This is a genomic window from Marinagarivorans cellulosilyticus, from assembly GCF_021655555.1.
In the GTDB taxonomy this organism is placed as follows: Bacteria; Pseudomonadota; Gammaproteobacteria; order Pseudomonadales; family Cellvibrionaceae; genus Marinagarivorans; species Marinagarivorans cellulosilyticus.
The window spans coordinates 4,438,112-4,452,718 of sequence record NZ_AP023086.1; the positions used below are offsets into that span (position 1 = coordinate 4,438,112).

Consider the following 14,607-nt stretch of genomic DNA (forward strand, 5'->3'; position numbering starts at 1 on the left):
TCTATTTTTACTGCAGTAGCGACAAGACTTGTTGTGGACGAGAATTCGCCTGAGCCAACATGGCCTGTGAAGCTTGCTGTAGAACCTGCGAGCGGCTTAATGCTGCCGTTTCCGCTGCGAAGTCCGCATCCATAATTCGTGAACGTGCTGCCGATGTATTCTCGGATACGTTCGACAAGTTCGAGATTGTGAAATCGAGCCGGTTACTCGCCGCACCCAAGTCAGATCGAATGTCGTTCACTGTTTCCAATGCATTATCGATTACGCTAATCGCCTTTTGAGCGTTTGCTGCGGTGTCGATACTGATGGAAGATAGTGATGTACCAAATGACCCTTCACCCAGGTTGTTCGACTCTTTCAAGCCTAAGCGAGCATTGTCGAAACCGTCTTTCAGCTCAACGCTAATGGGGTTGCCATTTTCGCTAACCAATTTCAAACCAGCTTCAGCGGTAAACGAGTTTGCCGATGTCATGGTGGTGGTTGCTTCAGCAAAAGTACCTGTCGCAGAAGCCGTTGTAATAGTGGCTTTAGTGATGGACTCAATACCTGTTGAAGATCCAAAGAACGTGTTAGCGGTAGCATTACTGATATTAATCGCGCCTTGGTCAGACTCTAGAATAATATTAGTGCCCTGCAACCTTGCCGAAACACCGGTTTGGTCAGTAAAGGTGTTTAACGCCGTCACGACATCTTCAGTAGTACCAGTATTCGATAAGGCCAAATCTACCTGAATACCATTAATTTCAAGGTTGTCAGTACCAGCACCACCAGTGGCCACAAAGCTTGTCATATCAATACTGGCTGTAGAATAAGCCTTCGCTGTTACGCCAGTTTGATCCGACACATCGTTGATGTTATCGATTTTGCCCTGCAAGCTATCGGTATCGTTATGGTCAATGACCGTACCATTAATAGTGAGATCGCCGGCGGTTAGGGATTCGTTAGCACCGTTAGAGGTCGCTACCAAACCTACACCTTCAATAACACCACCAGAATCCATTTCGCGGAAGCCGAGGTTATTCAAGTCCGTCATGGTGCCAGTAGCGCCACGTTTAATCGTAATATCATCGCCACTGTCAGACGTTAAAATAAGCTTGGCTTGTGCAGTACCGTCACTACCGGTGGTATCGGTGCCAGTAACCGCCAATGTTTTAGCGCCTTCAGCCGACATACTGAGCTTGCCATCGTCACCAATGGTTGCACTTACACGGCCACCAAAGCCTTCGTTAACCGCATCGGCGTACTCTTGTAAGCTGTCGGTGTTTTTGATTTGGATTGACTGGGTAGTACCGTCGTTGTTAGTGAGGGTTACAACAGAAGCTGTCGTACCGACAACACCCGTGCCCACACTAGAAGCCGTTAGCTCTACCGCTGTTTCTGCGGTAACGCCGTTTACATTATCGTTAATCTTAGTAACAAGATCTTCTACCGTTGAACCCGCAGAAATAGCACCGACGGCTTGGCCATTGATTAATACATCTTGGTCAGAGAAAGACAACGTAGAGAAGGTCGCAGAAATCTCGTCACTCACCACATCGGCACTAAGCGAACCCATGCCCAGAGTATCAGCATCCACAGCGGCCACTTCAAAACCAATGGTTTGGTTAGCTTGCGCACCCACTTGCAGCTCAATTTTACCGGTGCTGCCATCAAGAATGTTTTGCCCGTTGAAAGAGGTGGTTTCTGCAATACGGTCTAATTCAGATACTAGCTGCTGCACCTCTGCATCCAGGGTGGCGCGGTCGTTATCGCCGTAAATACCGTTAGCAGACTGAATAGACAGTTCGCGCATACGCTGCAGAATGTTTGTCGTTTCCGACAGTGCGCCTTCAGCGGTTTGAATTAATGATATACCGTCGTTCGCATTACGTACGGCTTGATCCAAACCACGAATTTGTGAAGTTTGGCGGTTAGAAATTGCAAGGCCCGCAGCATCATCCGCGGCAGAGTTGATCCTGCTACCCGAAGACAAGCGTTCCATTGCTGTGTCAACTCCCATACCTGCTTTGTTCAGCTGACGCTGCGCATTCAGAGATGAAACGTTGGTATTGATATAAAGTGGCATGGTTGCCTCCTCACCGATAGTCTCTCGAGTGCAGAGATCTACACTCATTCAATTTGAAGATGCTCTTATTGAGCGCTTCTAATCCACTTTTCGGCCTAGCGGCAAATAACTTTAACTTTTTTTACATAAAAATAAGCCGCGACGCGAATGCGTGCAGCCATCGGCAACTTACTGTAAGGATAAAACCCTCTAGAGGCCCTGTATCAAAAGGCGTTTGTCTGTTGAACCTAAACCTATACGACTTTCAAGGAAACAAGCGCCAGTAAAACTGGCGCCCCCTGTTTTGGATCGTCTCCCTCTTATGCCACGCTCCTTGTCATAACCCAATCCTCACACCTAGCTTTCCTTTATAACCTTCCATTAATTACCGATCGTTGCTCCATCAACGCGTGTCCCTATCCCTTCTCACAATTCATTGCAGCAATAGAACCTAAATACTATCCAAGCTTTAATTTCCAAACTTAAATTTATGAGCTATTAACCCTGTAACAACTGGAGCACTTGCTGCGACGCCGCATTGGCTTGCGCCAGCATTGCCTGCGAGGCTTGCTGCAGTACTTGTGCTCGGCTTAGCGCTGCGGTTTCTGCTGCAAAATCGGCATCCATAATCCGCGACTTGGCCGCCGAGGTGTTTTCCGACACGACTAATAAATTATTAATGGTGAAATCAAGCCGGTTATTAACAGCACCCAGCTGCGAGCGCACATCATTAATGGCATCCAGTGCATTATCGACTACACCGATAGCCTTTTGCGCTTTGGCGACTGTATCAACACTAACACTGGCAATGGCCGTACCAAAGCGACCTCCCGCCGTGGAATTAGCTTCAATTAAACCAAGCGTTTGCGGATCGGCATTGTCACCCAGTTCAATACTAATTGGTTGCTCGCTGGTAGAAACCAGTTTTAACCCCGCCTCTACCACCAGCGAAAGCCCTGACGTTGCAGCAACACTAGAGTTCACCAAGGTGCCCGTACTGGAGGTAATGTACGATTGGAAATTCGCCCCAGCTAGCGCAGTGCCGCTGGCAATAATACTGTTAGCTGAAGGGCTAGTAATATTGATAGAGCCTTGATCGGACTCCAACATAATTCGTGTACCCGACAACCTAGCCGTTACCCCTGTTAAGTCGGTATTCGCATTAAACCCATCGACAATATCCGATGCTGTCGCATTAGCCGAAAGGCCCAAGTCGATAGTCACACCGTTAAGTGTCAGATTATCTGCCGCGGCTGAGACTACGGTTAAATCGGCGGTACTAATATCGATAGATAACGAAGCAAATGCTTGCGCCACTACACCGCTATCGGCGCTTTGTTCATTAATGGCATTGACTTTACCTTGCAAGCTATCGGTATCGTCGTTATCAATCACAATACCATTTATCGTCAAATCTCCGACATTCCAAGCCTGTGCCGCCCCGGTAGAACCTAAACCCACACCTTTAACAACACCCGCCTCATCACTTTCGCGGAAGCCTAAGTTTTGTAGGTCTTCCAAGGTACCCGTCGCACCACGCGATACCGTAATTGGGTCACCGTGTTCGGAAGTTAATATTATTTGCCCATAAGCTTGGTCGGTTGTTGCCGCGGCGCCATCGTAAGTATTAAAACCGGTCGCCCGTTCAATTATTTCTGCCGCCGCGTTAGAGGAGCCAGTTGCATCAACGCCCATCACTTCAATGGTCGAACCACTATTATTACTAATGATAAGCTGCCCGCTATCGTCGATGTCTGCGCTGACCGCACCGCCGGTCACGGTGCTAATTTTTTCAGCCAGCTGAGCGAGATTATCGGTATCAGTAATATTAAATACATTGTTTCCGCTACCATCAGCAGACACCAAGGTAATTTGCAATTTATTACCGTTCTCCAATACGCCGTCACCCACGGTTGTCCCTTCGAGTGAGGTATAACCTGTGGCCTCGACACCCAGTACATTATCATTAACACCATCGATAAGATCTTGAAAGGTATCTGACGAGCCATCAAAACTGCCAATAGATTGGCCATTTATTTGAATGTCTGATTCATCTAAACTTAACGAGCTTAGTGTTGAAGTAATTTCCGACCCCAGCACGTCCACACTCACAGACCCCATACCCAAGGTTTTAGCATCCATCGCTTGAATATTAAATTCAATGGTTTGATTTGCTTGTGAACCGACTTGTAATTCTACATTCCCTAAACTGCCATCTAATAATGTTTGGCCATTAAAGGTGGTGGTTTGTGCAATACGATCTAGCTCACTAATAAGCTGCTGAACTTCCGCATCCAATGTTTTTCGGTTGGAATCATCATAAATTCCGTTAGCCGATTGGATTGCCAGCTCTCGCATACGCTGCAGAATATTGGTGGTTTCATCCAGGGCACCTTCGGCGGTTTGAATTAATGAAATGCCATCGTTGGCATTTCTTACCGCTTGGTTTAGGCCACGGACTTGCGCCGTCATTCGATTAGAAATGGCTAAACCTGCAGCATCGTCCGCAGCGGTATTAATCCGCTTACCCGATGATAACCTTTCCATTGCTGTTGACAGCTCATTTCCAGAATTCACTAACTGTCGCTGAGCATTCAAAGAAGCAATGTTAGTATTAATGACTAGAGGCATAACTCATCTCCTGTGTTCACTAAATCACCCGTACGTTATAGGTGGGTGATGTCAAAAATAATATTGACTTTGTCATAAAGGAAATTGCAACCACTATGCCAACCTTGATATTTTATTTATTTTGTAGTTTAAAAGGCTCAAAACCCTGTTTTTAAAGGGTTTTCAATAGAGAAAAAGCCAAAGCGGCAACGCTTAACAAGGCACAGGAACAATCATTGCCGCTTTTCTTTGACGGAACATTTCCGCTGCTCGATTAAAAATAAGAAATTTGACAGTCACTAAAGGGCTAAAAATTGGCAGCACTAATTTTTAGTAAAGCTTTACGCCATCGTTTTACACAGGAAAACCTAAAGGGCACATCTCACCTAAAGATGGTTTAAGCTAGTGTCGAGAAGTAGCAATCACGTAATCTAACCGGATTAGATAGTCAAATTCTAAAGAGGCTAGCGTTTAGCTTGCAGCGCTAAGAAGGAGTAGACCCACCCTATAAGATGGGGCGAGATAATTATAAACGGGCAAACAATGTTAGTTGGCTAACCCGAATAAAAGATTGTTGAGCGGCTTGCAGTATTAGCGTTTGTTGCGATAAACGCGTAGAGGCTTCGGCATAATCGAGGTCACGAATATTTGAAAGCACATCGCGGCTGACTAACTCACTGTCAAAATGAAGGCTACGCGTACTATCTAACGTATTCATTCGCGCGCCAATGGATGCTGTCACATCCAATACACTCGTCTGCGCATTGTTTAAGTTGGCGATAGTGCTGGCCACTTGGTCTGATAATTGGTTGCGGCTGCTTTGACTCCCGTCATAGCTTTTCATGGCCTCACTAAAACGCGCTAACGTTGTTAAAATATCTTGTTTTTCAGACGAATCAATAAAGAACCGATCACCTACACCGGCTACCTCACCGTCGGTGGTGGTATAGCCGGCGATAGGATCAGCAATCCCTAAAAGCCCAGCGATATCGCCAGAGGCATCACCTAACTGCATGTTCACGCCATAGTTTTGGCGCAAACCTTCACTATTGGCCGTTACTCCTAAGTTTTGCAGTTTTTCTGCATTGCCATTGGCTACATTATTTAACGCTGCCGTAATATCAGCATTGCTATTAAAGGTACCGCTTAAAACAAAAGTTTCAACTTTACCCCCCACACGCAATGTAAAGGTTTCCCCTGGGGCGGCAATAACCGTTGGTATTACTGGCGCCGCTTCAGCGCCATAATCGAACCGAGCAACCTGCACTGGGGTGCCAGAAGCTGGTGACCCGCTAATGCGCACCGAAACACCTTGCACAACAATTTCATCGCCGCCGGAGTAAATTTGATTCTCTGCTAATATACGATTGCTGCCACGCTCGGTGACCGTGTAATTTTTATTGGCTGGTGAGACTGCGTCGTCTGAATTAAAAGTAATGACAATATCATTAGGATAGAACCTATCATAGGCCGCTTGATCAACTACCTGCCCCACATTAATTTTGGCCGCTGGAGATGATAGATTACCTTTGGCCTCGTAAGTACTAACGGTATTGCGCTCGCTCGCCACATCTAAAAATGCTCGTTTTCCCGAATCCGTCGCTGCGACTGTTGTATTATTCGCTATTTTAATAAATTGCTGACCTTCATCGCCTTGGTAGCGAAAACCCGTAGAGGCGTCGCCGGAAAAAGGCACTCCCGCAGTACGGTAACCACCAAAAATGTAATCGCCATTGGCATTTTTAGTATTTACCAGATTCAATAATTCTTTTAGCTGCTCGTCCACTTCACTCGATAGCACAGCGTATTCATCAGTGCTTAAAGTTGCCGTATTCGCAGCCTTTAAGGCCAGCTCTTGCGTGCGCTGCAACAAGCTATTAACAGCTGATAATGCAGACTCCTCGATTGTTAAATTATTTTCAGCAATATCAATATTCTTTTGGTACTGAGCGGTTATTTCAAGCTCTTGCGTAATTTGCATAATTTTAGTGGCCGCCACAGGATCATCCGCTGGCGTTAATACTCGTTTGCCTGTAGACATTTGCTCTTGCGTTTCAATCACCTCTTTATTGACGCGCGCTAGATTCTTATCGGCGATATTAAAAACCTGCAGTGAAGATATACGCATAATGTTTACCTACTCAATAGAACTAGCGCCCTACTCGATTAACCGTCGTTAAAAAGAACTGATCAAAGTATCAAACAAACTTCGTGCCACCGAAATCACTTGAGCATTCGCCTGAAAAAACTGTTCAAAGCGGATAAGGTTTGCCGCTTCCTCATCGAGGTTAACCCCCGATATAGAATTGCGTAATGTTTCGGTTTGCTCCAATACGGCTTCTGCTGCTTCAGAATTAATTTTAGCGGCATTGGTTGTAATCCCAATTTCTTCCACTAACGTGCCGTAAGCATCGGTTAAGCTTGCAGTATTACCATTCATAATACGTGCGCTTTCAACATTGACTAACGCTAAGGCATTGCGGTTATCGGATGCCGCATCCTGATTAAAATCCAACGTGAAGCGATCACCAGTATCAGGGACACCAGACAAACTAACATCAATACCCAAATACGTAGAGGCAGAAAAATCAGACGCACTTGTATTGCCAAATAATAAACTTGTGGGTGGGCGCGTTGTTAATGTGATGTCTTCGTCCATACGCACATTCATTGTGCCGCCAACCACAATTTGGCTTGGCGAATTATTGCCACTACCAATTAGTGTCACAGGGTTGTGCTCACCATCGCTCACGCGGACACCATCACCATTTTGCGCAACGACACTAAAAGCTAAATCGTCGCCTTCCGAGCTGTAAACGCGTAATTCCGCTTTTCCCGTTACGGTATTTTGCCCCGCAACAGCATAAATGCCTTGCTGCTTTAAGGTTTCATTGCCATTAATGCGCGCCGCTAAATACTGATTAAAAGCCACAGGATCTGTGTCGGGGTCCGGTACACTTTGTACCATCGAACGGCTTCCCTCTACACCACCGGCACGGTACTCGACTAGTTCGTGTCCATTCAGTGAAATTTGCAGCGGTTCATTACGAGATAAATTAAAATCTGACATTTGCGCATAGGTAAACGCATTGGCATCCACCCCTGGAATATTACTTAACTGGCTGGCTAGTTCTCTTGCGCTGCCATGTAAATTACTGAACACAGTGTAAGTTGTAGGTGGTAAACCCGCTTGCGCTGGAGCTTTAGTTAAGGTTATACGCTCTGCTGGGTAACCGTTACTTAGCGTTCCGACACCCTCAATACCATTAAGACCATCATTACTGGTATAAGACAAACCACTTTCGATACCAATATTCAATAAATTATTTGCTGTACCATTCGCAGGACCACTGTAACTTTGAATACTTACATTACCGTAGCCCTCATCTACAGCATGAACCGCCAAACTTCGGTTACCTACACCATCAATGGCAACATAGGCGCGAACACCAGAAGGCCCCAACTGACTATTTATGTGTCGTAAAAGCTCATCTTCAGAAGAGATATCTGAACCACTAACAGTCACTGTCGTTAAGGTATCTTGTGCGCCAAGAACAGTATCACTTAAACCGACGACAAACGAAAACTGATTAACGCCAGAAAAATCATTAACACTGAAGTCCAACTCGCTAACGCCCGATACGGGATTCGGTGTATTAATGTAAGGCGGGTTAACCAGCGCTTGTGTTACTGGCGAACGGCCTTCAGGCAAACCCACCATTTCGCCAGCCATCGATACCTGATGCTGACCTTCAATTGTGGGGAAAATAGGGTTACTCACGCCCGGAATAAAGCGCTGATTTCTTATTGGCGGATCGAGCTGCTTAGGGCTTGCAGGGTCCGAGTTATCTAACACATCATAAGTTCGCTCAGAGGTGAATTGAATAACCAGCGGAGGCGACATTTCCCCTACATGCTCAAATAACGGTAAAGCTTCACCCTCATTATTCGTTAATCCGATCACATTCCCCGCAGTAATTTTACCACTGCCAGTGTTCCCAATTTCAGCATCGGTTACCACTGGTGCAGCAAAGGCAATATCCTCAGGGTTTGCAATTACACGGCCAAAATTGCGCGCGCCATTAGCAAGAGGCTTTAATGTAAACTCGTCACCCTCTGTAAAGCTACCACCAACAAATTCTAGCTCTAAACCATCAAATTCAACTGAGAAAGGGTAATCACCGGGTAATAAACCCGAAGCAACTTCAACACCACCGTCATTGCGCGTAATGCTGTATAAACCATTTGATTTTATTTCAACAAGATAATTACTGGTTGTTAAGTTAGCGGTGTCTTTAATGTAAACACCAAGCTGCCTATCGGCTGGTAATGTATTTTCACTGGATGAAATCGCACGCTGGCGGACATTTACAGGGTCGTTAATATCTGTAAAAAATCGACTTCCAAATTCATTTTCAGGCGTAATGCCTTGTTGATGGATACGATTAAATTCGTCGGCCATAACCACTGCAACACGCCCTAAACTATTGTAGGCAGGCTGCAAACTATCATCCCTAAAACGTATTAAGGCGCCTAATTCACCGCCATTTACAGCTTGGGTAACGACCCGCCCTGCTTTGCCGTCAGATAAAATTACATCATCCACGCCACTACCATTTCGCCCAGGCTCTAGTGATAAAGTATTTACCTCTACACCGACCACAAGCGGCAAAGCACCGGCAATAAGTACGTTTGTTTGCCCGCGCCCCTGGTCAAATGTTTGTATGGGTACAAGTTTAGAAAGCTGGCGTAGGGCTTCATCACGTTGATCTAATAAATCGTTGGGGTCGCCGCCAGAACTTAATCCAATAGCATCGGTAATACGCAAATTTAGCTGGGCAATGTTAGTCACTAGTGCGTTAACTCGCTCAACGGCCACTTCCATACCATCGCGCACGCCACCTTCAAGCACCTGAAAACGCGCATCTATACTATTAAAGCGATCCGCTAAATTTTCGGCCTCACTGACGATTAACTGCCGAGCTGGAATTGAGGTAGGATCATCGGCGCCGTTTTGCATAGCCGCAAAAAAGGTTTGTAAACCACCGGTTAAACCCGTTGACTCGTTAGATAAAAGGTTATCCAATTGCGAGCTTTGATCAAAAAAGGCGGTTAAATCTGCCGCTAAACTAGAATCGATGCGCAACTGCTGCGAGACGTAACTGTTGGCGATCCGATCTACCGAATTTACATTCGCCCCATTACCCACAAAGCGCCCGCCCTGAACCGTCGCAGGATTAGTAATGGGATCTACCCGCTGGCGACTATAACCTTCAGTACCGGCATTGGATATATTGTGGCCGGTAGTGCTTAATGCTGCTTGGCTAACCCGTAAACCGGTAACGCTAATGCCTAATAAATCACTACCCATGCGCCCTCCTAGCTTTTCCAGCCAGTTGTCGAAGCCGTGTTGTTATCTGATGCTGGCTTTTGCTCGGCATCGTTTAAGGTCTGCACTTTTTGATAAACAGCTTTAATTTTATTCGCGTATTGGGGGTCCGTTGCGTAGCCCGCTTGCTGTAAGGCTTCTACAAACTGGTGTCCATTACTGGCATTTTTTAGCGCATCACCATAACGCGGGTTAGCCTGTAAAAAACCGACAAAATCTTGAACACTGCTCGCAATGGAATCGTAACGCCGAAAACGCGCAGACTCCTTCACAGCAATGCCATCTCGATACTCGATAGTCTGCGTTTTAACACTATCGCCTTGCCAGCGTGAATCGGCTTTAATGTTAAATAAATTATTAGCATTTTTGCCGTAAGCATCTTTAACCATATGTTTACCCCAGCCGGTTTCTAATGCGGCTTGCGCAACCATCATCAGCGGGTCCAAACCTAAAGACTTAGCTACTTTTTTGGCAACAGGTAACAGGCCTTGGGCAAATTCTTGTGGTGTTTTGGGTGAAAAGTCGAGCGGCTTCTCCATGGTTTTAGTTTTAACCGGTGGATTTTCGGTAACATTTTTATCGGTTAAATTTAATGTGGCTTGTAGCTGAGCATTATTCGATGGCGATAAGCTTCTATTTTTATGCATCTGACTATGATCTAAGCCCTGTAAATTGACTTTTTCAGGCTGAATATTACCTTTAAGCTGGCGGTATACCATATCCGCGATACCCATCCCTCGGCCTTCCGATATATTCAGCGACATTTGCTGGTCGTGCATATCACGGTACATATTCTCGGCATTGCTATGCCCCATATTCCCTTCTTCAAAAACGGCATTGGTTTGTCGCATACCTTTAAAGAGTAAGCTGACAAACATAGATTCAAACTGTTTGGCCACTTTGTGTAAGGCAACATCTTTATCGCCTTCGGCTTTAATTTTTTGCAAACTGTTTAAATCGGTATAAGCCGCTGTCGTTTGAACCGGCGCGCGCGAAGATGCAGGTAACATAATAAAGACCCTCTATATTACTATAAGCTCTGCCCGCAGAGCACCGGCTTGTTTTAAAGCTTCCAATATGGCCATAACATCCCCTGGCGCAGCGCCTACTTCATTTACCGCTCGAACAACGTCATCTAAAGTAGGCCCCGGCGCAAACTTAAACATGGGCAATAACTCTTCTTCTATATCAATATCGGTTTCTGGTACTACCGCTGTTTCACCATCGGCAAAGGCATTGGGCTGGCTCACCGCTAAGCTTTCGTCAACCGTGACGGTTAATGAACCATGAGTAATTGCAACAGGGAAAACACGCACATTCTGCCCGACGACAATGGTACCTGTACGCGAATTAATGATGACTTTTGCGGCGGCCTCGGCCGGTACAATTTCGATATTTTCTAACAACGATAAGTAATCTACCCGATGCCCTGTATCCCTTGGTGCCTGTACAGAAATAGACACGGCATCTAACGGTTTAGCCGTATCTGGGCCAACGAGGTTATTGATACTTTTGGCTAACCTTTTAGCGGTTGTAAAATCGGGGGTATGTAAATTGAAAACAATAGTTTCTTTTTCCGCAAATGTATTGGGCGCTGAACGCTCGACTAAAGCACCATTGGGAATACGCCCAACGCTGGGAATATTCACTGTCACTTTAGAACCATCTCGCCCCTCGGCGCCAAAGCCACCAACCACCAAGTTGCCTTGCGCTATCGCATAGATTTTACCGTCAATCCCCTTAAGCGGCGTCATTAATAAGCTGCCACCGCGTAAACTTTTTGCATCGCCAATAGAGGACACTGTAATATCAATAGTTTGTCCAGGCTTGGAAAAAGCCGGCAATTCTGCGTGTACAGCAACCGCGGCGACATTTTTCAACTGGAAGCGAGTACCCGGCGGAATAGTAATGCCAAATTGTTTTAACATGGCATTAAAAGATTGTGTCGTAAATGGCGCTTGATTTGTTTTATCTCCAGAACCGTCAAGCCCTACTACAAGGCCATAGCCAATCAATTGGTTAGCACGCACACCCTCTATACTAGCCAGATCTTTTATTCGATCGGCATACACTAAAGGTACAAACCCGAAAGCGTGTATAAAAATCGCTAAAAATAATAAGCCACGCTGCCACATAATCACCTCAGAACGGCCAATAACCGCTATTAAAGAAACGGCTCATAAAACCCATTGTTTGCGAAGATGCCAATTCCCCTGTACCGGTGTAAGTAATTTGCGCATTAGCAATTTTTGTCGATAGTACTTCGTTATCGCTGGAAACATCGTCTGGCCGTACTAAACCGCTAATACGAATAAGCTCGGCACCGCGATTAAGTGTCATCCATTTTTCGCCACGAATAACCAAAGTACCGTTTGGCCATACATCCATCACAGTAACGGTAATATTGCCGCGTAAACTATTGCTTTGCGCAGCATCGGCTTCACCGGTAAAATCGCGCTCAGCAGAAACACTCGTCGCTAAGGTATTGCCTCCGATTGTTACAGGGGCGCCAAAAACAGTCGGTGACGGCAACGAAATATCAGACTCTTTCGAAACCTCGACATTGGCCGATTTATTTGAAACCGTTTGCTCGCTTAATACCACAGTAACCAAATCGCCAATGCGATTAGCCTTTTGATCGGAAAATAGCTGCATCGCTGAGCGCTCACTAAATAGCGAGCCGTTTGTGGCAGGTACGGGCGGCACAGAAGGCATAACGACCGGTGCAAAATGTGGATCGCCTGGCTGCGGTGTAGGCTGGGACGCGCAGCCTACCAGTAACAGGCCAAGACCACTTAAAGCGCCCGCTAACGGTATGCGTAAATATTTTAAATTCATATTCACCACCTGCAATGCCAAATAACTCAAATTAAACATTCTGTGTAATAAACTGCAGCATTTGATCAGCTGTTGATACCACTTTGGAATTCATTTCATAGGCCCGCTGCGTGGTAATCATATTGACCATCTCTTGTACAATATCGACATTGGAATTTTCCAGCATACCTTGCATTAATTGGCCCATGCCATTCTGTCCGGGCGCACCATTAATGGGGTCGCCACTACTGCCGGTTTGAACAAATAAATTACTACCGATAGCTTGTAGGCCCGCGGGATTAATAAAATCAACAAGATCAATATTGCCGATGTTTTGCGGTGTGGGGTTACCGGGAATAGAGGCCGAAACCACGCCATCAGTACCAATAGTGACGTTATTTGCGCCTTCTGGAATAGTAATATTGGGCTCTAGCAATAAACCACCGGCATTCACTAACTGACCATCGCGATTTAAGTGAAATTGGCCGTCGCGGGTATAGGCAATTTCACCGGAAGGCTGCAATATTTGTAAAAAACCGCGGCCATCGACTGCAACATCTAGCGCTTGATCGGTAACCTGTAAGCTACCTTCGGTAAATTGTTTTTGCGTTGCAACAACACGCACCCCCGTCCCTAACTGCAAACCTGTAGGCAACTGAGTATCAGCGGTTGAATCGGCGCCTGGCTGACGCTGAATTTGGTACAGCAAGTCTTCAAATACCGCGGTATCACGTTTAAAACCAATGGTCGACGCATTCGCCAAGTTATTCGCAACAGTCGTTAACTGCTTATCTTGAGCCGAAAGCCCTGTTTTACTGACATACAATGCTGCGTGCATAAATCACCTCAATGCCAAAATGGCCAATCTATTAGCGACATAACGTCGGCTAAAATGAATTAATTATTAAACTGCATTAAACGTGCAGAGCTTTCTGAGTTTTCTTTTGCTGTTGCCATCAGTTTCACATGCATTTCGTATTGCCGTGCCAGCGTTAACATGCTGGTTAATTCATTGACAGCGCTTACATTACTGGCTTCTAAAAAACCTGATATCACACTAACAGCACCGTCGGGGTCTAATGGCTCTGGGTTATCCAATTGGCGAAACAAACCGTCTTCAGATTTACTTAAAGTCCCGGGATCTGGCTTGACTAATTTAATGCGATCGATTGCTGCTGGGGCGTCGACACCCTGCCCAGCAGCAATAATGGAAATTGTGCCATCGGTACCAATTTCGACTTTAGAGTTAGGCGGCACGGCAACGGGCCCCGCGTTACCGATTACCGGCAACCCGTTGCCGGTACGCAACATACCTACGCTATCAATAAACAAGTTGCCGGCACGGGTGTAGGCTTCTTCTCCGGTCGGTGCTTGCACCGTTAAAAAACCATCGCCTTCAATAGCAATATCAAGATCGCGACCGGTTTGCTGTAAAGCACCATGGGCAAGGTTTGTAGCGGGTCGTTCGGTCATACTGAAGGCCCGTGTAGGTAAACCTTCACCATAAAATACCGGCATACTGCGCGCAGCGGCAAAATCAGACTTAAACGCCGTTGTATTGACGTTAGCTAAATTATTTGCATGTGCGGTTTGTGCCAGCATATTATGCTTGGCACCAGTCATTGCTATATAAAGCGCTTTATCCATTATTCACCCGCGTCAACTATTTGCTGTTTAAATTCTATTCAATAGTTGAAATGCAAGGCCAGTGCCAACAAAAAACGGGGCCAAAAGGCCCCGTTTAAAT

The 14,607-nt window shown here is 45.9% G+C and carries 9 protein-coding genes; all 9 read right to left on the reverse strand.

The features are described from left to right. Window positions 1-7: 7 nt before the first annotated feature. Entirely contained in the window at window positions 8-2,065 is a 2,058-nt protein-coding gene (locus MARGE09_RS21650) for a flagellin N-terminal helical domain-containing protein (RefSeq protein WP_275068732.1), read from the reverse strand. 477 nt (window positions 2,066-2,542) lie between these two features. Continuing rightward, window positions 2,543-4,675 carry a flagellin N-terminal helical domain-containing protein gene (locus MARGE09_RS21655; RefSeq protein ID WP_275068733.1) on the reverse strand — a complete coding sequence of 711 codons (2,133 nt, stop codon included), beginning with the start codon at window positions 4,673-4,675 and terminating at the stop codon, window positions 2,543-2,545. A gap of 505 nt (window positions 4,676-5,180) precedes the next feature. After that, entirely contained in the window at window positions 5,181-6,782 is a 1,602-nt protein-coding gene (flgL, locus tag MARGE09_RS18210) for a flagellar hook-associated protein FlgL (RefSeq protein WP_236984434.1), read from the reverse strand. Window positions 6,783-6,830: 48 nt separating this feature from the next. Then, entirely contained in the window at window positions 6,831-10,025 is a 3,195-nt protein-coding gene (gene flgK / locus MARGE09_RS18215; protein WP_236984436.1) for a flagellar hook-associated protein FlgK, read from the reverse strand. 8 nt (window positions 10,026-10,033) lie between these two features. Beyond that, window positions 10,034-11,053, reverse strand: coding sequence for a flagellar assembly peptidoglycan hydrolase FlgJ (gene flgJ, locus MARGE09_RS18220; RefSeq protein ID WP_236984438.1), 1,020 nt, complete (start codon window positions 11,051-11,053; stop codon window positions 10,034-10,036). 12 nt (window positions 11,054-11,065) lie between these two features. Then, window positions 11,066-12,178: a flagellar basal body P-ring protein FlgI gene (locus MARGE09_RS18225; RefSeq protein ID WP_236984445.1), complete on the reverse strand. Its 1,113-nt coding sequence runs from the start codon at window positions 12,176-12,178 to the stop codon at window positions 11,066-11,068. A 7-nt stretch (window positions 12,179-12,185) separates the two neighbouring features. Beyond that, window positions 12,186-12,881, reverse strand: a complete 696-nt coding sequence (flgH, locus tag MARGE09_RS18230; RefSeq protein ID WP_236984452.1) for a flagellar basal body L-ring protein FlgH — start codon at window positions 12,879-12,881, stop codon at window positions 12,186-12,188. 31 nt (window positions 12,882-12,912) lie between these two features. Then, a complete protein-coding gene (gene flgG / locus MARGE09_RS18235; RefSeq protein WP_236984454.1) occupies window positions 12,913-13,698 on the reverse strand; it encodes a flagellar basal-body rod protein FlgG in 786 nt (261 codons plus the stop codon). A 59-nt stretch (window positions 13,699-13,757) separates the two neighbouring features. Continuing rightward, the gene (locus tag MARGE09_RS18240) at window positions 13,758-14,507 is read right to left on the reverse strand and encodes a flagellar basal body rod protein FlgF (RefSeq protein ID WP_236984456.1); all 750 of its coding nucleotides are present in this window, start codon (window positions 14,505-14,507) and stop codon (window positions 13,758-13,760) included. Window positions 14,508-14,607: the final 100 nt, after the last annotated feature.

Excerpts from the sequence above, each read along its gene's own strand:
- MARGE09_RS21650 (WP_275068732.1), bottom strand. The coding sequence starts at position 2,065 with ATGCCACTTTATATCAATACCAACGTTTCATCTCTGAATGCGCAGCGT.
- MARGE09_RS21655 (WP_275068733.1), bottom strand. The coding sequence starts at position 4,675 with ATGCCTCTAGTCATTAATACTAACATTGCTTCTTTGAATGCTCAGCGA.
- flgL (WP_236984434.1), bottom strand. The coding sequence starts at position 6,782 with ATGCGTATATCTTCACTGCAGGTTTTTAATATCGCCGATAAGAATCTA.
- flgK (WP_236984436.1), bottom strand. The coding sequence starts at position 10,025 with ATGGGTAGTGATTTATTAGGCATTAGCGTTACCGGTTTACGGGTTAGC.
- flgJ (WP_236984438.1), bottom strand. The coding sequence starts at position 11,053 with ATGTTACCTGCATCTTCGCGCGCGCCGGTTCAAACGACAGCGGCTTAT.
- MARGE09_RS18225 (WP_236984445.1), bottom strand. The coding sequence starts at position 12,178 with ATGTGGCAGCGTGGCTTATTATTTTTAGCGATTTTTATACACGCTTTC.
- flgH (WP_236984452.1), bottom strand. The coding sequence starts at position 12,881 with ATGAATTTAAAATATTTACGCATACCGTTAGCGGGCGCTTTAAGTGGT.
- flgG (WP_236984454.1), bottom strand. The coding sequence starts at position 13,698 with ATGCACGCAGCATTGTATGTCAGTAAAACAGGGCTTTCGGCTCAAGAT.
- MARGE09_RS18240 (WP_236984456.1), bottom strand. The coding sequence starts at position 14,507 with ATGGATAAAGCGCTTTATATAGCAATGACTGGTGCCAAGCATAATATG.